The sequence below is a fragment of the Bradyrhizobium sp. Kon69 genome, assembly GCF_055807515.1.
Genome location: NZ_JBVVOS010000004.1, coordinates 103398 through 120711 on the forward strand (window position 1 = coordinate 103398; position 17314 = coordinate 120711).

Genomic DNA, 17314 nt, shown 5'->3' on the forward strand with positions numbered 1-17314 from the left:
TCCGGAATTGAACTCTATCGGGAGTTGCTGCATTTGTAAGCGTACGCAAGCGCTTTGCGCGAGCGTTTCCTTGGCGGCAATCCGGCTCCGGCCCGATTGCTTTGCTCGGGCGTTTCCTCCCTAGACTTGGGCCGCTTGTCACAACAAGCGGCTCTTCTTTTTTGTGCGCCCTTAGCGGCGCATCGGCATGATCTGATCCATGGCCGGCATGTTCGCATTCAGATGCGCCATGATCCAGACGGTACCACCGACCACCAGGAACACGACCAGCAGTCCGAAGGCCAGCGCCAGCACGTTGTTGGTGTTGTCAGGGCCGGTGGTGATGTGCAGGAAGAACACGAGGTGCACGCCCATCTGCGCGATCGCCAGCACGATTAGCGCGACGGGAATCGAAGGCTGCCAGACCAGATCCGTGCCGGCGATAAAGAACGAGGTCGCCGTCAGCAGCAGCGCGAGGACAAGACCGACCACGTAGCCGAGGATACGCGTCCCAACGCTGTGTTGCTCCTCATCGCCCGGCGCAAGGTCATGGCCGGCCGGCATATGCGTCTGATCGCTCATACGCCACTCCCAAGCAAATAGACGACGGAGAAGACTCCGACCCAGACGATGTCGAGCGCATGCCAGAACAACGCAAAACACATCATCCGGCGCAGCACGTCGGCACGAAAACCCTTTGCGAAGACCTGGGCCATCATGGTGAGCAGCCACAATATGCCTGCCGAGACGTGGAGGCCGTGGCAGCCGACCAGCGAGAAGAACGAGGTCAGGAAAGCGCTGCGCGATGGGCCATAGCCGCGGGCAACGAGATCAGCGAATTCGCGAAACTCAATGACGAGAAAGATGAGGCCGAGCAAACACGTCACCGCCATCCCGAGATAGAACCAGAACCGGTTGCGCACATCGGCTGCGATGCTCGCCATGCCGCACGTGAAACTCGACAGCAGCAGGCAGACAGTCTCGATCGCGACGTTCCGCTGCTCGAATATCTCCGAACCCTTCGGGCCGCCGGCGGTCTGGTCGGCTAGCACCGCGTAGGCCGCAAAGAAGCAGGAGAACATCACGATGTCGGAGAGCAGGAAGATCCAGAAGCCATAGGCGGTCACGATGCGCTTCGGCGCGGGGCCAGGATGCTCGATGACGAGCCCGATGTGATGGGGATCGGCGTGCGCACGGCCGGCGGTCGCGGTCATTGACATCAGACTGTCCCCGCCATGCTGACGAGGCTACGCCGCTCCTCGAGATTGACACGATCGATCGCCGCGACCTCCTCGGCCGGAATGACGTATTCGTCATGGTCACGCCAGGCGAACACGACGAAGGTCGCGAACGCTCCGATGCCCCCCAAAATCACCATCCACCAGATGTGCCAGATCAGCGCAAAGCCCATGACCGTAGCGAAGAACGCGCAGACGAACCCGGTCGGTGAGTTCCTGGGCATCTCGATGTCATGATACTCGGGCGCGTCATGATCGAGGGATTGCTGCTTGGCATGGGTCTTCAGATCCCAGTAGGCATCCTCGCCGCGCACATCGGGATTGAAAGCGAAGTTGAAAACGGGTGGCGGCGATGAGGTCGCCCATTCCAGCGAGCGACCGTCCCAGGGATCGCCAGTACGGTCGCGCAGGGCCTCGCGGTTGCGGATGCTGACCACGATCTGCACGATCTGGCAGATCACGCCGATCGTCAGCACGGCCATGCCGACGGCTGCAACCAGCATCCAGGGCCGCCACGCCGCGACGTCGTAGTGCTGCATGCGCCGCGTCATGCCGAGCATGCCGGCGACGTAGAGCGGGATGAAGGTGACGTAGAAGCCAAGGAAAGTGAACCAGAACGCGAGCTTGCCCCAGCGGTCGTCGAGGCGAAAGCCGAACGCCTTGGGGAACCAGTACTCGAAGCCGGCGAAGGCGCCGAACAGCACGCCGCCGATGATGACGTTATGGAAGTGCGCGACCAGAAACATGCTGTTGTGGAGGATGAAATCGGCCGGCGGCACCGCGACCAGCACGCCCGTCAATCCGCCGATGATGAAGGTGACCATGAAGCCTATCGACCACAGCATCGGCGTCTCGAAGCGGATGCGGCCGCCATACATCGTGAACAGCCAGTTGTAGATCTTCACCCCGGTCGGTATCGCGATGATCATGCTGGCGATGCCGAAGATGGCGTTGACGTCGGGGCCCGCGCCCATCGTGAAGAAGTGATGCAGCCAGACCATGAAGGAGATGACGCAGATCGCCATGGTCGCCAGCACCATCGAGCGATAGCCGAACAGCGCCTTGCCGGAGAAGGTCGAGACCACCTCGGAGAAGATGCCGAAGGCCGGCAGCACCAGAATGTAGACCTCGGGATGCCCCCAGGCCCAGATCAGGTTCATGAACATCATGACATTGCCGCCGGCCTCATTGGTGAAGAAGTGGAAGCCGAGATAGCGGTCGAGTAGCAGCATCGCGAGGGTGGCAGTCAAAATCGGGAAAGCCGCGACGATCAGGAGGTTCGAGGCCAGTGTGGTCCAGCAGAACATCGGCATACGCAGATAGTTCATGCCTTTGGTGCGCAGCTTCAGCACCGTCGTTACGAGGTTGATGCCGGCAACCAACGTGCCGACGCCGGAGATCTGCAGCGACCACGCGTAATAATCGACGCCGACGCCCGGCGAGTAGGACAGCTCCGACAGCGGCGGAAAGGCGAGCCAGCCGGTGCGGGCGAACTCGCCGATCACGAGCGAGAGATTGACCAGCAGCGCACCGGTCGCGGTCAGCCAGAAGCCGACCGAATTGAGCGTCGGGAACGCGACATCCCGCACGCCAAGCTGGAGCGGCACGATGAGATTCATCAGTCCGATCACGAACGGCATCGCCACGAAGAAGATCATGATGGTGCCGTGCGCGGAGAATATCTGGTTGTAGTGCTCCGGCGGCAGATAGCCCTGGGACTGGAAGGCCACCGCCTGCTGGATTCGCATCATGATGGCGTCGCTGCCGCCGCGCAGCAGCATCACCGAGGCCAGCAGGATGTACATCACGCCGATCCGCTTGTGGTCGACGCTGGTGATCCACTCGTGCCAGAGATACGGCAGATGCCCCTTCACCACGACCCAGGCCAGCACGGCGAGAATCCCGACCAGCACCACGGCGCCCGCGATCAGCGGTATAGGCTGGTCGAACGGGATCGCCGACCAATCGAGCTTACCGAGCATCATGGCCTCCACTGTGCGACCGGCCTGCTTCGGATGCGAGCTCCGGCCCCGGTCCCGGCGGAATGTGCTGGGTCGCGATCAGGTCGAACAGTCGGGGATCATCGAGCCTGTAGGTCGGCCTGCCCTTCTCGATGCCCTGCTGCATCAGCTTCTTGTAGCTGTCCTCATTGAGGACGGCATCGCTCTTCGCCGTGGTCGCCACCCAATCCGGAAACGCGAGCGGCGAGATCACGTTGACGTCGAACATCATGTCCGGAAAGCCGTCGCCGGAGAAGTGCGCCGACAGTCCCTGCAGCTTGCCTTCGTTATCGGCGCGCAGGTTCAGCTTCGTCACCATGCCGTTCATGGTGTAGATCATGCTGCCGAGCTGCGGGATGAAGAAGGTGTTCATCACGCTCGAGGACGTCAGCTGGAAATTCAGTTCGGCGCCGGCCGGCACCGTCAGCGTGTTGATGGTGGCAATGCGCTGGTCCGGATAGATGAACAGCCATTTCCAATCGAGCGAGACGGCCTGGATGCGGACCGGACTGCCGGTGCCCGGCACGGGTGCCGCGGGATCGAGCTGGTGCGAACCGATCCAGGCGACGCCGCCGAGCAGGATCACGGTGAGCGCGGGGATCGCCCACACCACCATCTCCACCCGCCCGGAATAGACGAAGTCGGGCTGAAACTTTGCTTTGGGATTCGAGGCGCGAAACCAGAACGCAAAGGCCAAAATCGCAAAAATGGTCGGGACCACGATCGCGAGCATGATGAAGACGGAATCGACCAGGATGGTGCTGTTGGCCGCAGCCACAGGCCCTTGTGGATCGAGCAGATTCATCGGCAAGCCACTGGCGGTTGGGAAGCCCCGGGACAGAGCCTAGCGCGGGAAAGGCTCCGCAACAAACGCGATCGCGTGAGGTCGGTTCCTAACGGCGCGGGTCGATCGTTCGCCCTTCTCGTGCGGCGGCATGCAATTCCATGCGATGTCAATGACATGAAAGCGGGAGCCCGGCCCTTCTCGCCGCTCCGCGCGATTGCTAGACTGCACGAAAATATTTGGGATGAAACGACATGCAGGGGCCCGAGGACGATTCCGGTCTCGCCGGCAAGGTGGCGCTGGTCAGCGGCGGCGGCGCTGTGGGCGACGGCATTGGCAACGGCCGCGCCGCCGCAATTCTACTCGCTCGCGCCGGCGCCAAAGTGCTGGTGGCCGATCGCAACCTCAAGCTCGCCGAACGCACCGTGGAGATGATCGCAGCCGAAGGCGGCGCGGCCGCGGCTCATGGCGGCGAGGTCACCAGCGAGACCGATTGCAAGACACTGGTCGAAGCCGCGCTCGACCGCTGGGGCCGGATCGATTTCCTCGACAACAATGTCGGCATCGGCAGCCGCGGCAGCGTGGTCGATGAAGCCCCCGAGCGATATCGCCGCGTCATGCAGGTCAATGTCGAGAGCATGTTCCTGCTCTCCAAGCACGCGATCCCCGCAATGATCAAGACCGCCAAGGGGGGCGCGATCGTCAACATCTCCTCGATCTCGGCGCTGCGGCCGCGCGGACTCACGAGCTACACGACATCGAAGGCCGCCATCATCGGTCTCACCCGCGCAATGGCGGTCGATCACGGGGGCGACAATATCCGCGTCAATTGCATCTGCCCCGGGCCGATGTACACCCCGATGGTTTATGGCCGCGGCATGAGCGAGCAGGCCCGCGCCCAGCGGGCCAAGGCGTCTTTGCTGAAAACGGAAGGCACCGGCTGGGACGTCGGCCATGCCGTCAAATTCCTGCTCAGCAATTTTGCGCGCTACATCACCGGCCAGGTGCTGGTGGTGGACGGCGGCGTGACGCTGCAAGCGCCCGAACGTGAATCACAAGAACACTGAAAGGAACATCAGGGATGGCTCGCCTGCCCTATCTCGAGGCCGACCAGGTCGCACCCGAATATCGCGACATGCTCAAGCGCAACACCAATCTGCACAAGCTGCTGGTCAATTCGCCGGAGATGGCGCGCGCCTTCAACGGCATCGGCGGCTACATCCGCTTCAAGAGCAAGCTCGACCCGCGCCTGCGCGAGCTTGCGATCCTCCAGGTCGGCTGGATGGAGAAATCGGAATACGAGTTCACTCATCACGTGAAGATCGGCAGGGAGTTCGGCGTCACCGATGATGACATCGCCGGCCTGATGGCTGAGACCGAGGGCAAGCCCTCGACGCTCGAGCCACAGGTCAAGGCGATCCTGAAAGGTGCCCGCGAGATGGTACGCGAACTCGCGATGTCGGATGCGACTTTTGCCGAGATCAAGCAGCATCTCTCGGACGAACACATGGTCGACCTCGTGCTGACCATCGCTTTCTATTGCGGCGTGGTGCGCGTGCTCGCCACCATGAAGATCGACAACGAGCCATATTACAAAGAGGTACTCCAGAAGTACCCGATCCCGGGAGTGAACTGACATGCGCTTGAAGGACAAGGTTGCGGTCGTCGTGGGCGCCGGCCAGAGCCCCGGCGAAGGCATGGGCAACGGCCGCGCGACGGCGCTGACCTTAGCGCGCGAGGGTGCCAAGGTGCTTTGCGTCGATCATCATCTGGAATCGGCGCAGGAGACCGCCGCCATGATCGCCGCGAAGCATGGCACCGCCGCGGCGTTCAGGGCCGACGTGACCAAGATCGCCGATATCAAGGCGATGGTCGCGGAGGCGCAGGCGCGCTGGGGCCGGATCGACGTGCTGCACAACAATGTCGGCGTCAGCCTGTCCGGCGGCGACGCCGAGCTGCTGCAAATCACCGAGGAGGCCTTCGACCGCGTCGTCGCCATCAATCTGAAGAGCTGCATTCTGGCGGCGAAAGAGGTGATCCCGATCATGCGCGCGCAGAACAGCGGCGTGATCATCAACATCTCCTCGATGGCGGCGATCACCACCTACCCTTACGTCGCCTACAAGGCGACGAAGTCGGCGATGATCGCCTTCACCGAACAGCTCGCCTACCAGAACGCCGAATACGGCATCCGCGCCAACGTCATCCTGCCGGGCCTGATGAACACACCGATGGCCGTCGACACCCGCGCCCGCGAATGGCACAAGACCCGCGCCGAAGTCGAAGCCGAGCGCGACAGCAAGGTGCCGCTGCGCAGGAAGATGGGCACGGGGTGGGACGTCGCGAATGCCGCGCTGTTCCTGGCGTCGGACGAGGCGAATTTCATCACGGGTGTGACGTTGCCGGTGGATGGCGGAGCGAGTGTGCGACGGGGGTGAGCTCCGCAAGCGCAGTGCGTCTTCCCTTCTCCCCTTGCGGGAGAAGGTGGCGCGAAGCGCCGGATGAGGGGTTGCATCCACGAACTCAAGTAGCGAAGTGACTCGCCGATAGAACTCCTCACGCGTCCCGCCGCTGCGCGGCGAGCCACCCTCTCCTACAAGGGGCGAGGGTGCACCTCCACCGTGGCGAGGCTAGCGGCTCACCCGCCAGATCGTCCCGTTGCCATCCTCCGACACCAGCAGCGATCCGTCCTTCGCCACGGCAACACCGACCGGCCGCCCCCACACCTCGGTGTCGCTCACCACGAATCCCGTGACAAAATCCTCATACTCGCCGGTCGGCTTGCCATCCTTCATCCGGATTCGGATCACCTTGTAGCCGGTGCGCTTCGACCTGTTCCAGGAGCCGTGCTCGGCCGCGAAAGCATCGCCCTGGTATTCGGACGGAAACTGCGTGCCCTGATAGAAGGCCATGCCGAGCGAGGCGGAGTGCGGCTGCACCAGCACATCAGGCACCGTCACCTTGTCCTTGAGGTCCGGCCGCGCGCCGGCGTGGCGCGGGTCTTCGTTGCCGCCGATATAGAACCATGGCCAGCCGTAGAACGCGCCTTCCTTCACGCTGGTGACGTAATCAGGCACGAGATCGTCGCCGAGCCCGTCGCGTTCGTTGGTCGAGCACCAGGGCAGCCCGGTCTGCGGCTGGACCGCGAGCCCGACACAGTTGCGGATTCCGGTGGCGTAGATCTTCCGCTCCTTGCCTTCGGGGGTAAAGGCGAGCACCGTGGCGCGCTCGGTCTCGCTAGCCCAGGCCGCACCGAGCGGCTGCGCCTTCGACCAGGCTTCCACGCCACCCGGCGGCGTGCCCATGCCCTCGGCGACGTTGCTGAGCGAGCCGACCGACACCAGCATGCGCTTGTTGTCGGGCGTAAAGACGATGTCGCGGGTGGAATGACCGCCGTCGTGGGGCAGGCTTGCGACGATCGTCTCCGCCTTGCCACGCGCCTTGAGATCGCCGGCCTGATAGGGAAAGCGGACGACGCTGTCGGTGTTGGCGACATAGACCCATTGCGGATTGTCGCCGTTCGGGAAAAAGGCGATGCCGAACGGCTGCCGCAGTCCGGCAGCGAAAACCTCGTTGGTCGCGGCCTTGCCGCCGTCGCCGGCGCGCAACACGCGGATGGTGCCCGCGCGCGTCTCCGCGACGAAGACCTCGCCGTTCGGCGCCACGCGCACGATGCGCGGGGCGCGCAGGCCCTCTGCGAACAGCTCGATCTTGAAGCCGGCCGGGACCTGAAGCGCCCCCTCCGGCGGGCGCGGCACCACGCGCGACGAACTCGCAACCGACCGGGTGGCGCCGGGCCTGACCAGATCCTGCGGCCGGATCAACCTGACTGTGCCGGGCTTGTCGGCCTGCCAATCGCCGTAGGCGTCCTTGCCCTGCAGCACCGGCTCCGCCTGGGCGCAGCTCGTGACCGCGACCAGCCACCCCGCGGACATCGCCACCAACGAAATCCTATTCCTCACGTCGTTTCCTCCCGGCCGTTACGTCGGGCGCATCAACGTCGATCGACGCGCAAACGTTCTGCGACAGGTCAAATGCCTGCCGAATCCCACGTCAGCTCATGCCCGCACGATGTGCATCAGCCGCAGCCCATCGTACTGGAAAATGCGGCTGATCGGTGCGACACATTGTAAGGGCAAGGTAAGGGCGGGACCGCCGGTTGCGGTCATCAAGGCTGCGGCATTGGGGTCGCATCTGTTGGGGTGATCATGTGGGGATCCATCATATCGGAATGGGCGAGCCTGCTGCTCCGCTGGCTGCACGTGGTCGCCGCGATCGCCTGGATCGGCAGTTCCTTCTATTTCATCGCCCTCGACCTCAGCCTCAGGCCTGACAGCAAGCTGCCGGACGGCGTGCAGGGCGAGGCCTGGCAGGTCCATGGCGGCGGCTTCTACCGGATCATGAAATATCTGGTCGCGCCCGCCCAGATGCCGGACGAGCTGACCTGGTTCAAATGGGAGGCCTACACCACCTGGTTGTCCGGCTTCGCGCTGATGGTGGTGGTGTATTATCTCGAGGCCGATCTGTTCCTGGTCGACAAGTCGATCCTCGACCTCACGCCATTCCAGGCCGGCCTGTTCAGCCTCTGCAGCCTCGCACTCGCCTGGCTGCTCTATGAAGCCGCCTGCCGCACCGGGCTGGCGCAGCGCGAGCTGCCCTTCGCCCTCGGCGGCTATCTGTTCCTGGTGGCGTTGACCTATGCTTTCACCCACGTGCTGAGCGGGCGCGGCGCCTTCAACCAGATCGGGGCGATCATCGGCACCATCATGGTCGCCAACGTCTTCGCGCTGATCATCCCGAACCAGAAGAAGATCACAGCCGCCCTGATCGCGGGACAGGCGCCCGATCCAAAGCTCGGCAAGACTAGCAAGGAGCGCTCGGTCCACAACAACTATCTGACGCTGCCCGTGGTCGTGCTGATGATCAGCAACCACTATCCCCTGCTCTATGCCACCCGCTTCAACTGGATCATCGTCGCCATCATCCTGGCGCTCGGCCCCGTGATCCGGCACTTCTTCAACGAGGGGCATGCCGGACGCAAATCGCCGTGGTGGGTGTGGGGCATCGCAGCGGCGGGCGTGATCGCGATCCTCTTCCTCTCGGCGGCCGGCCCGCGCGAGGTCAAGACAAGCGCGCTGCCGGCGCAGCCGACGCTTGCCAATGTTGAGGAGATCGTGATGTCCCGCTGCAGCATGTGCCATGCGACCGAGCCGGTCTGGGCCGGCATCGTCACCGCGCCGAAGGGCATCTTGCTCGACGCGCCCGAGCACATCCATCGCAACATCCGCCTGATCGGCCGCGTCGCCGCCTGGTCCAACGCCATGCCGCCGGGCAACATCACCGAGATGACCAGCGAGGAACGCGCCATCCTCGCCGCCTATATCGAGCAGGCGCGCTGACGCCATCGCGCGTCGGTATCGCGTTTCGCGGAATGAATTTTCCGCATGTCCCGCCGATTTGAAAATGACTTGACCGCCTATCCGGCGTAGACAGGACTTGCGGCCGCCAGCGGCGGTCCAGTCAGTTTGCATGCGGGGAAAGAACAGTGGCACTCAAGAACGTCATCGGTATCGACCACGCCGTGGTTATGGTTCAGGACCTCGACAAAGCCGCCGAGAATTACCGGCAGCTCGGCTTCACCATCTCGCCGCGCGGCACTCACAGCGCACATATGGGCACCGGCAACTACACCATCATGTTCGACCCGGACTATATGGAGCTGCTCGGCGTGCTCGCGGCGACCGAGCACAACGCGCCGGCGCGTGCCTTCCTGGACAGCCGCGGCGAAGGCATCGAGCGCATCGCCTTCACCGCGGTCGATTCCACCGCCGGCGCGGAGGAGATCCGCGCGCGTGGCCTGGAGCCGATCGGCCCGACCGATTTCGAAAGGCCCGTGACGCTGCCTGATGGCACGGTGTCGGCGGCGAAATTCCGCACCTTCATGTGGCCGACCGCCGAAGCGCCCGGTGGCGTGCGCATTTTCGCCTGCCAGCACAAGACGCGCGACACCGTGTGGATTCCCGAGCTGATGAAGCATGCCAATGCGGCCAAGCGGATCAAGCAGACATTGATCGCGACGCCCGAGCCCGCGAAGGAAGCCGCGCATCTGGGGCGGCTGATCGACCGCGAGCCGAAGAGTGAAACCGATGGCGCGGTGACCGTGGCCTCCGGTGGCGATCGGGCCGATTTCGTTTACTTGACGCTGGAGCAGCTCGGCAAACGCTATCCCGGCGTGCCGCTCGCGGGTCTTTCCGAACGCGGTGGCGCTGCCCTGGTGCTCGTGAGCGGCGATCTCGCGGCCACCGAGAAGGCGCTTGGTTCGGCAGCGGTGCGCAGCGGGCCTGCGATCTGCGTGCCGCCGGCCAAGGCCAACGGCACCCTGCTCGCCTTTGTTGCCGGCTGATTTGAACTAATTCTTTAACAAGCGTTTTACCGGGCCGCCCTAGGCTTCTGGGCTACCCGCGCCTTCAGGGGCCAAGCGCATGTTCAAAGAGAAATCGCCGATCGCCTATTACGCGCCGGCCGAACTGAAGAAGTGGCCGTCGCTGAAAGGCGAGAGGCAGAAGGATCGAGGTCCGCCCTATCTCGTCTACAACGGCACGCTCGCCGACTGCGTCCGCGAGCTCATGGGCAAGCCGATCAACGGCATCTCGCTTTACGATATCATGACGAGGCCGCAAGCAGCGTTCGACCAGACCGTGCTATCGCCCGGCGATGCCGCCGAGATCGCGATGCGCAAGGACTTTCCCAAAGATTAGTTCGAGGCGCGCCTGCCGCCGGACTTCACCTGCTGCCTGGCCGAGGAGTCCGTCGGCGCATCCAGGAAGACCACCGGCGTGCCGCGCTTGACGTGCTCGCCGAGCGCGCGCACGTCCCAATTGGTCAGCCTGACGCAGCCATGTGACGCCGACTTGCTGACCCTGTCAGGCTCCGCCGTTCCGTGGATGCCGTAACCCTGCGCGGACAAGCCGATCCAGTATGCTCCCACCGGATTGTTCGGGCCCGGCTGAACATCGAACGGCTTTTTCGATTTGACGCTTCTGAACTTGTAGTCGGGATTGTAGTGATAGACCGGATTCTCGTGGGTGCTGGTGACCTTGAGCGTACCGCTCGGCGTCGGACGATCCGGACTTCCGATTGACGCGGGATAGAATGCGATCAGGGCGCCGCCCCCGTCGAATGCTTTCAGCGTGCCGTTCTTCTTGTCGATCTCGAGCCGCGCAACGGCTGGCAGATCGCTTCGTGCAGAGACATTCGCAACGGTAATCGTCTCTCCAGCCTTGTCGAAGGACTTGCCGGGATTGAGCGTCCGAAGCAGGTCTCCGCTCATGTGGAATTTCTCGGCAAGCCCTTCGAGCGGACTGGTGTAGCTCAGCGTCTTCAGCTGCTTCATGTCATCAAGCTTGCCGGGCAGCTCCTTCAGAAACGGGCCCTTCACATCCGCGTCCGTGATCTTGTATTCGACGAGGACGGCGCCTTCGCTCGCGGCATTCAACTTGTCCCAAAGCTCCGGTGCGATCGCTTTGTCGGTTGCAACGCCGTTCTGCTCAGCGAATGCCTTCAGCGCCTTCTGCGCGTTCTCCCCGAGCTTGCCGTCGATCTCCCCGGGCGAGAACCGGGCACGGTCGAGCAAGATCTGAAGCTTCACGATCGATGCGTTGAGCTTATCGGCAGCAATTTGCCTTGCGGGACGCGCAGCGTCGTTCACCGCTGCTGCATCGAGATTGCCCGCAAACGCAGGAGAGATCATCGACAGCGAAATCACCGCGCCAAGCATCCACCGCATCATCTCGCTCGTCCCAATTCGCCATGCCCGCAAAATCGCGGAGAAGGGAGTTTCCCGTCGGGAACACCGTAGTAACACCGGCGGAACCGACGAGACCGCAGCTTTGCCGCAATCGCTCGGTTAATAACTCCTTATCGCCGGCGCACCGCTGGCCGTTCACCCACAGTTCGAGGTTGCTCCAGCAAATGCGATTTGTCGTCGCGGCTTGCGCCGCGTTCATGATTCTGATGTGCGACTTCGATCCGTCGGCGTCCCGCCAAACATCAGCTTTCGATCACACCGTTCTTCAAAACACTCAGGCCGCGCCACTTGTTCCGGTGGTCGAACTGTTCCTTGCAAGCGTACAGGCCCTCGAGCTTGCCAATGCGCGTGCGGCCTATGAGGAGACACCCGAGCCGCGGGATACGGTCTACCCCGTCGCGCAGGCGCCGGTTTCGCCGACGGAGCGCTTCTGCCACGCGCTTCGTGGCGCTGCCGAAGCCAGCGGCATTCCAGTGCCGTTCTTCGCGCGTTTGATCTGGCAGGAGAGCCGCTTCAAGTCCAACGAGGTCAGCCAGGCCGGCGCGCAAGGCGTCGCACAGTTCATGCCGGAAACGGCAGCGGAGGTCGGGCTGGATGATCCGTTCGATGCGATGAAGGCGCTGCCGGCATCGGCCAAATTCCTGCGCAAGCTGCGCGACGATTTCGGCAATCTCGGACTTGCTGCAGCCGCCTACAACGCGGGTCCCGGCCGAATCCAGAAATGGCTAGCCAAAGAGAGCGAGCTGCCGCGCGAGACCCGCGACTATGTCCGCATCATCACCGGCACCAAGGCCGAGGACTGGACCGAACGTGCGGAAGCCCTCGCGATCCGGATCGACCTGCCGCGCGAGGCGCCATGCGAGGGCATCGGCAGCCTGTCCAAGACCAAAGACGTCGCCTGGGTTCCGGTGAACCTGACGCCCTCGGTCACGACCATCATTCGCAAGGCCGAGCAGCTGGCGGCACGATTGACCGCCAGCCGCGCACGCAAGCGGCTCGCGTCCCTGATCCGAAAGAGCAACCCGGGCAGGGCACGCAGCATGATCGCCGCGCGCGCGGCGGGAAAGAGCGCGAAGGCCCGCGCCATCCGTTTTGCGGCGCGCGAACGATCCTCAGGCTGATGCGCAAATCCGGAAGCCGCTCGATGGAGCGGCTTCCGGTGGTCCACGAACTAATCGATCTCCTCGATGATGCGGCGTTCGCGGGGCTCGATGACATAGGTCCGCGTATCGCGGTGAATGTAGCGGTACTCGCGCAGGTCGGGCGCGTCCCGGTAGACGGTGCTCGGGAATTCCTCCACCTCGACACTCTCGGGAACGCGGTCACCGACATGGATCTCGGACCGCGCAGTGCTGCCGGTGGTCTGTCGTTCGCTCCGTCCCTCCGTGCGGGTCTTCGCATGCTTGCGGATCACTTCGCGATCGCGATCCGAAAACTTGCTGGCGCTGCGCTCGCGTGTCGTCGTCGTTGTCGTTGTCGCGGTGGATTGTCCCGAGTACGGCAGCACGGTGACGATCTTGTATGTCGCCGGATCGACCACGACGATCTCATCCTTCACCAGCGCAAAGCTGTAGCCGCGATATTGCGGCACGATCTCGACGACGTCGGGTGGCAGCGTCGACAGCTGGACATCGCGCGGCACGACCGTGCCGACGTTGAGCGAGAAATTGACGCTGGTCAGCGGCCGCACGTTGAGGTGGGAGATGGACGCGCTGATTTTGGTTTCCTGCTGCTTGTTGAGGTTGACGTCCGTGCGGGCGGCGGTCTGTGAATTGGCACCGGTCCGCTGGTCCTGCGCCTGATTGCTGCTCGGCGCGTTCGGCGATTGCTGGGCCTGGTTGGTGCCAGACGCACCAGGCGCCTGCTGCGCCTGATTGGTAGTGTTCGACGGAGGGTTGGAGCGATCCTGCGCCTGGTTCGCGTTCGCCGCCGGCGGATTGGCGCTCTGCTGCGAGCCGGGCTGGTTGCCGGCCGTGTTCGAGTTTGCCGTGCCGCTGGGCGGCCGGGAGGACGTATCCGCGCTGTTGGTGGCGTTGGTCCCGGAGCCGGAATTGGCCGACCCGGAAGGCGGAGTCGTCGCCTGGGTATTCTGTGTCGACGCTGCCGGCGTTGATGATTGCTGCGGCTGCGATGGCGACTGCTGCGTCTGTGCCGCGCCAGACGGCGACGTGTTGGACGGAGCTGCGGAATTGGACTGGGATCGCGGCGTCTGCTCGGATTTGGTGCTTGGCGATTGCGCAAATGCGGCGTTCGCCAGCACCAGCCCCAAGGCGGTCGTTGCCAACAGGCGGATCATGGTTCACTCCCTTGTTCGGTTAAAGCGTTGGCTATTAACCTGCGCTAAAAGCGTCTGTTCCACTTTTCCCGGGCGAAGTCCGCGCCTGCACGGAACCTGCGATGCCATCGAAAAGCGCCGGGATCATTGCCTATCGGAAGCATGGGGAAATCGAGGTCCTGCTCGTTCATCCCGGCGGACCGTTCTGGCGCAACAAGGACCTCGGCGCCTGGTCGATCCCGAAGGGCGAGTATGCGGACGGAGAAGACGCAGACATCGCCGCGCGACGGGAGTTTGCCGAGGAGCTTGGACTCGAGCTGTCCGTGCCGCTGACTTCGCTTGGTCAGGTCAAGCAGCGTGGCGGCAAGGTCGTCACCGCGTTCGCGGCCGAGTTCGACCTCGACGTGCGCAGCGTTCGCAGCAACACTTTCGAGATGGAATGGCCGCCGCGCAGCGGCAAACGCCAGACCTTCCCGGAGGTCGATCGTGCGGAATGGTTCACGCTCGCAGAAGCGCACGAGAAGATCAACGCGGGACAGCGCCCGCTGCTCGAGCGGCTGGCTCAGGTGGTCGGCATCACGCCAAGCAGACGCCCTACTCCGCTTTGATGTTCGCCGCCGCCACGACTTCGGCGAGCTCCCTGGTCTCCTTCGCGATCTTGGCGGCATACTCGGCCGGGCTGAGCACGCTGACGACGCCCTGCGTCTCCAGCCGCTCCCGTAACACCGGATCGTTGGCGGCGCCGACGATCTCCCGGTGCAGCATCTCGAGGGTCGGCGCGGACGTTGCCTTCGGCATGAAGAAGCCGACCCAGAACGAGATGTCGAAACCGGGATAGCCGGCTTCCGCGACGGTCGGCACATCCGGCAGCGCCGGCAGCCGCTCGGCCGAGGACACCGCGAGCGCGCGCAGCTTGCCGGCCTTCACGAGCGGCACGGCGGACAAGGGATCGAACACCGCCAGCACCTCCTGCGCGAGGATGCCGACCTCGGACGCAGCACCACCGCGATAGGGCACGTGGATCATCTTGACGCCGGCCTTCTGGCTGAGCAGCTCCATGGCGAGATGGGCGAGGTTGCCGTTGCCGCCCGAGCCGTAGGCAAGCGCGCCGGGCGCAGCCTTTGCCGCGGCAATGAGATCGGCGACGGTGTTGATGTTCGCCGTCTTGGGATTCTCCGGATTGACCACGAGCACGAGCGGCGCCGACACGACGGTGGTGAGCGGCGCGAAGTCTTTTTCCGGGTCGTAGCGGATATCTTTGAACAGCGTCTTGTTGAGCGTGATCGTGGAGGAGTTGCACGCCAGCATCGTGTAGCCGTCGCCTTCCGCACGCGCGACGCCTTCGGCGGCGATCATGCCGTTGGCGCCGGCGCGGTTCTCGACCACGAAGGCTTGTCCGAGCTTGTTGCTCAGCCGATCGGCGACGATGCGCGCGACGACGTCGACCGGGCCGCCCGCGCTGAAGCCGACCATGATCTTGACCGGCCGCACCGGATATTTTTGCGCGAAGGCCTCCGTCGTCACGCACAATCCGGCGAGGATCGCCAGCAAGCGAAGCGTTCGTTGCATTCGTTTTCTCCCCAGACGAATCGCGCCGCTTTGTCATAACGCGGCGGATTCGCAGATCATGATGAGCGGGCGCGCCGGATTTCGCAATCGCGTTTGCGCGCCGGCATTCCGTCGCGCGGCAGGTCAGGGCCGCTCCGAAACAAAAATGCGAAAACAACCCCATGCACAGTAGCCGGCGCTTGCGAGATCAAGCACTTGCACGAACGCGGATAGGCACGAACGAGGATTGCGCGCTTCGTAATGCCGTTTGACTCGTCGGGCAAAACACTGGCAGAATGCGATCATCGCAACAATCGCCAGCGTCCACGCCACCCGACCACGGGGGGCTCGCGGTGATTGCGCGTAAGCCCTTCATCGACATCTCAAAAATCCCACAGGCGCGCGAGCCGAGCGATTGATTTCGCGCGCAATGAGCCCGCGCGGGCAAAGGACACAGCACATGACAACATCGGCCAAACGCCACAACACGCTGCCGGTTGCGGCAACCAATCGCAGCGGCCCCGCCGCGAGCCCGCGGATCAAGCTCTACAAGCGGGGGATTGCGATCCTCCATGCCGACCCGCAAGCCGGCGAACGGTTGCTGGCTGAGGCGCTCGGCGCCGCTGACCGCGACGCGCTGCATGGTCTTCTCAAGCAATTGGTGAAGGCCAGCATGACCGGACGGAAGCCCGATGAAGCCAATCTCGCCTTCATGATCTCGCTGGTGAAGAGCATCGCGCCGAAGGATTCGATCGAGGCCATGCTCGCGGTGCAGATGGTGTCCGTTCAAGCGGCGGCGATGCGCGCTGCCTGCCGCCTCGCCCTCACCGATGACATTCCGCAGCAGGAGAGCCTCACACGCGCGCTGACCCGGCTGGCCCGCACCTTCGCAAGCCAGATCGAGGCTCTCAGCCGCCACCGCAACAACGGGGAGCGTGCGATCACGGTCCGGAATTTGTCGGTGCAGGATGGCGGCAGGGCAATCGTGGGCAACGTCACGCAACACGCAAGCTTGATCGTGTCGGAGCCGAACGTTGCGACAGCCGCTGGAACGGTCCCGCCGCGCGAGACCGGCGAATGCGAACAGGCCGAATCGAGGCAAGGCGCCAGCGCATGAGCGGCGATCACATCCGCAACACGCATGCGATGTGGACGACCCCGCGCTGTGGCGCCGAGACGCGAAGCGGCACGACCTGCCGCGCGCCGGCGCTGCACGGCAAGACGCGCTGCCGCATGCACGGCGGCGCACGGAGATCGGGCGCGCCGAAAGGAAACCAGAATGCGCGAACGCATGGCGCTTTCACGCGTGATGCGGTCGCTGAACGAACGCAGGACCAGGCCGTGCTGGATGATGCGTTGAAGCTCCTTGCGGAGCTGTCGCGAGTTGCCGAATAGACGTTGCGGCGACCAGCGTAGATCGCAATTGTTGTTGACGATACTGTTGCTGAGACCCGCAACAGATGCTCTGCAGACTTGCATCGCGGGTCATTTCCATAAGTCTGTGATGGCTTTGGTCGGCTGCGCCGTCTTGGTCGGACAAGCTCGGCGCCAGCCTGGAGGTCGGCCAAGGGGCAAGCTAGGCAAAGAAGCAGCTGCACTGACCTTTAGTTGAAGCGTTGTCGTGTTTGAACCTTCGCTCGAATTGCCGGACTCACGTCAGCGGGCGATGGGAATGAACTGCCC

18 protein-coding genes are annotated in these 17314 nt (G+C 63.7%); 10 read left to right on the top strand and 8 right to left on the bottom strand.

Going from position 1 to position 17314, the window contains the following annotated elements:
- Positions 1-171: 171 nt before the first annotated feature.
- Genes cyoD through AC0L3U_RS06920 form a run of 4 tightly spaced genes read right to left on the bottom strand, consistent with a single transcriptional unit; the run spans position 172 to position 4022 of the window.
- Positions 172-561: a cytochrome o ubiquinol oxidase subunit IV gene (cyoD, locus tag AC0L3U_RS06905; protein WP_018457172.1), complete on the bottom strand. Its 390-nt coding sequence runs from the start codon at positions 559-561 to the stop codon at positions 172-174.
- On the bottom strand, positions 558-1199 hold the full coding sequence (locus AC0L3U_RS06910) for a cytochrome (ubi)quinol oxidase subunit III (RefSeq protein WP_473361174.1): 642 nt from the start codon (positions 1197-1199) through the stop codon (positions 558-560). Before AC0L3U_RS06910 ends, cyoD begins: the two co-directional genes overlap by 4 nt.
- Positions 1199-3199, bottom strand: coding sequence for a cytochrome o ubiquinol oxidase subunit I (gene cyoB, locus AC0L3U_RS06915; RefSeq protein WP_473361361.1), 2001 nt, complete (start codon positions 3197-3199; stop codon positions 1199-1201). Before cyoB ends, AC0L3U_RS06910 begins: the two co-directional genes overlap by 1 nt.
- Positions 3189-4022, bottom strand: a complete 834-nt coding sequence (locus AC0L3U_RS06920; protein ID WP_473361175.1) for a cytochrome ubiquinol oxidase subunit II family protein — start codon at positions 4020-4022, stop codon at positions 3189-3191. The genes cyoB and AC0L3U_RS06920 overlap by 11 nt, the downstream gene beginning before the upstream one ends.
- A 233-nt stretch (positions 4023-4255) precedes the next feature.
- On the opposite strand from AC0L3U_RS06920, the gene AC0L3U_RS06925 reads away from it, so the two are divergent.
- From AC0L3U_RS06925 to AC0L3U_RS06935, 3 genes are read left to right on the top strand one after another with little or no spacing between them, the layout of a single operon-like run.
- Positions 4256-5068 carry an SDR family NAD(P)-dependent oxidoreductase gene (locus tag AC0L3U_RS06925; RefSeq protein ID WP_473361176.1) on the top strand — a complete coding sequence of 271 codons (813 nt, stop codon included), beginning with the start codon at positions 4256-4258 and terminating at the stop codon, positions 5066-5068.
- Positions 5069-5082: 14 nt separating this feature from the next.
- A complete protein-coding gene (locus tag AC0L3U_RS06930) occupies positions 5083-5637 on the top strand; it encodes a carboxymuconolactone decarboxylase family protein (RefSeq protein ID WP_473361177.1) in 555 nt (184 codons plus the stop codon).
- Position 5638: 1 nt separating this feature from the next.
- A complete protein-coding gene (locus AC0L3U_RS06935) occupies positions 5639-6439 on the top strand; it encodes an SDR family NAD(P)-dependent oxidoreductase (RefSeq protein WP_473361178.1) in 801 nt (266 codons plus the stop codon).
- 192 nt (positions 6440-6631) lie between these two features.
- On the opposite strand, the gene AC0L3U_RS06940 is transcribed toward AC0L3U_RS06935, so the two are convergent.
- The gene (locus AC0L3U_RS06940; RefSeq protein ID WP_473361179.1) at positions 6632-7963 is read right to left on the bottom strand and encodes a PQQ-dependent sugar dehydrogenase; all 1332 of its coding nucleotides are present in this window, start codon (positions 7961-7963) and stop codon (positions 6632-6634) included.
- Positions 7964-8209: 246 nt separating this feature from the next.
- Between AC0L3U_RS06940 and AC0L3U_RS06945 the strand changes: the two genes are divergently transcribed.
- From AC0L3U_RS06945 to AC0L3U_RS06955, 3 genes are all read left to right on the top strand, one after another.
- Positions 8210-9400, top strand: coding sequence for a urate hydroxylase PuuD (locus AC0L3U_RS06945; protein WP_473361180.1), 1191 nt, complete (start codon positions 8210-8212; stop codon positions 9398-9400).
- 146 nt (positions 9401-9546) lie between these two features.
- Positions 9547-10404 carry a VOC family protein gene (locus AC0L3U_RS06950; RefSeq protein WP_473361181.1) on the top strand — a complete coding sequence of 286 codons (858 nt, stop codon included), beginning with the start codon at positions 9547-9549 and terminating at the stop codon, positions 10402-10404.
- Between the two features lie 79 nt (positions 10405-10483).
- Positions 10484-10759, top strand: coding sequence for a hypothetical protein (locus tag AC0L3U_RS06955; RefSeq protein WP_473361182.1), 276 nt, complete (start codon positions 10484-10486; stop codon positions 10757-10759).
- On the opposite strand, the gene AC0L3U_RS06960 is transcribed toward AC0L3U_RS06955, so the two are convergent.
- Complete coding sequence (locus AC0L3U_RS06960) at positions 10756-11790, bottom strand: L,D-transpeptidase family protein (RefSeq protein WP_473361183.1); 1035 nt, start codon at positions 11788-11790, stop codon at positions 10756-10758. The genes AC0L3U_RS06955 and AC0L3U_RS06960 overlap by 4 nt on opposite strands.
- Positions 11791-11972: 182 nt before the next feature.
- Here AC0L3U_RS06960 and AC0L3U_RS06965 point away from each other — a divergent pair, with 182 nt between their 5' ends.
- Positions 11973-12929 carry a lytic transglycosylase domain-containing protein gene (locus AC0L3U_RS06965; protein ID WP_473361184.1) on the top strand — a complete coding sequence of 319 codons (957 nt, stop codon included), beginning with the start codon at positions 11973-11975 and terminating at the stop codon, positions 12927-12929.
- 50 nt (positions 12930-12979) lie between these two features.
- Here AC0L3U_RS06965 and AC0L3U_RS06970 read toward each other — a convergent pair whose 3' ends face one another.
- Positions 12980-14104 carry a DUF1236 domain-containing protein gene (locus AC0L3U_RS06970; RefSeq protein ID WP_473361185.1) on the bottom strand — a complete coding sequence of 375 codons (1125 nt, stop codon included), beginning with the start codon at positions 14102-14104 and terminating at the stop codon, positions 12980-12982.
- Positions 14105-14205: 101 nt separating this feature from the next.
- Here AC0L3U_RS06970 and AC0L3U_RS06975 point away from each other — a divergent pair, with 101 nt between their 5' ends.
- Positions 14206-14691, top strand: coding sequence for an NUDIX hydrolase (locus AC0L3U_RS06975; RefSeq protein ID WP_473361186.1), 486 nt, complete (start codon positions 14206-14208; stop codon positions 14689-14691).
- Here the strand turns inward: AC0L3U_RS06975 and AC0L3U_RS06980 are convergent.
- Positions 14678-15652: a Bug family tripartite tricarboxylate transporter substrate binding protein gene (locus AC0L3U_RS06980; RefSeq protein ID WP_473361187.1), complete on the bottom strand. Its 975-nt coding sequence runs from the start codon at positions 15650-15652 to the stop codon at positions 14678-14680. The two genes, AC0L3U_RS06975 and AC0L3U_RS06980, sit on opposite strands and share 14 nt — an antisense overlap.
- Positions 15653-16091: 439 nt before the next feature.
- On the opposite strand from AC0L3U_RS06980, the gene AC0L3U_RS06985 reads away from it, so the two are divergent.
- Both AC0L3U_RS06985 and AC0L3U_RS06990 read left to right on the top strand, forming a co-directional pair.
- On the top strand, positions 16092-16748 hold the full coding sequence (locus tag AC0L3U_RS06985; RefSeq protein ID WP_473361188.1) for a hypothetical protein: 657 nt from the start codon (positions 16092-16094) through the stop codon (positions 16746-16748).
- A complete protein-coding gene (locus AC0L3U_RS06990) occupies positions 16745-17026 on the top strand; it encodes an HGGxSTG domain-containing protein (RefSeq protein WP_456765448.1) in 282 nt (93 codons plus the stop codon). Before AC0L3U_RS06985 ends, AC0L3U_RS06990 begins: the two co-directional genes overlap by 4 nt.
- The last annotated feature ends 288 nt before the right edge of the window (positions 17027-17314 follow it).

Bases quoted from the DNA above. Each gene is read 5' to 3' on its own strand.
- cyoD (WP_018457172.1), bottom strand. From the start codon at position 561: ATGAGCGATCAGACGCATATGCCGGCCGGCCATGACCTTGCGCCGGGC.
- AC0L3U_RS06910 (WP_473361174.1), bottom strand. From the start codon at position 1,199: ATGTCAATGACCGCGACCGCCGGCCGTGCGCACGCCGATCCCCATCAC.
- cyoB (WP_473361361.1), bottom strand. From the start codon at position 3,199: ATGCTCGGTAAGCTCGATTGGTCGGCGATCCCGTTCGACCAGCCTATA.
- AC0L3U_RS06920 (WP_473361175.1), bottom strand. From the start codon at position 4,022: ATGAATCTGCTCGATCCACAAGGGCCTGTGGCTGCGGCCAACAGCACC.
- AC0L3U_RS06925 (WP_473361176.1), top strand. From the start codon at position 4,256: ATGCAGGGGCCCGAGGACGATTCCGGTCTCGCCGGCAAGGTGGCGCTG.
- AC0L3U_RS06930 (WP_473361177.1), top strand. From the start codon at position 5,083: ATGGCTCGCCTGCCCTATCTCGAGGCCGACCAGGTCGCACCCGAATAT.
- AC0L3U_RS06935 (WP_473361178.1), top strand. From the start codon at position 5,639: ATGCGCTTGAAGGACAAGGTTGCGGTCGTCGTGGGCGCCGGCCAGAGC.
- AC0L3U_RS06945 (WP_473361180.1), top strand. From the start codon at position 8,210: ATGTGGGGATCCATCATATCGGAATGGGCGAGCCTGCTGCTCCGCTGG.
- AC0L3U_RS06955 (WP_473361182.1), top strand. From the start codon at position 10,484: ATGTTCAAAGAGAAATCGCCGATCGCCTATTACGCGCCGGCCGAACTG.
- AC0L3U_RS06960 (WP_473361183.1), bottom strand. From the start codon at position 11,790: ATGATGCGGTGGATGCTTGGCGCGGTGATTTCGCTGTCGATGATCTCT.
- AC0L3U_RS06965 (WP_473361184.1), top strand. From the start codon at position 11,973: ATGCGATTTGTCGTCGCGGCTTGCGCCGCGTTCATGATTCTGATGTGC.
- AC0L3U_RS06970 (WP_473361185.1), bottom strand. From the start codon at position 14,104: ATGATCCGCCTGTTGGCAACGACCGCCTTGGGGCTGGTGCTGGCGAAC.
- AC0L3U_RS06975 (WP_473361186.1), top strand. From the start codon at position 14,206: ATGCCATCGAAAAGCGCCGGGATCATTGCCTATCGGAAGCATGGGGAA.
- AC0L3U_RS06980 (WP_473361187.1), bottom strand. From the start codon at position 15,652: ATGCAACGAACGCTTCGCTTGCTGGCGATCCTCGCCGGATTGTGCGTG.
- AC0L3U_RS06985 (WP_473361188.1), top strand. From the start codon at position 16,092: ATGACAACATCGGCCAAACGCCACAACACGCTGCCGGTTGCGGCAACC.
- AC0L3U_RS06990 (WP_456765448.1), top strand. From the start codon at position 16,745: ATGAGCGGCGATCACATCCGCAACACGCATGCGATGTGGACGACCCCG.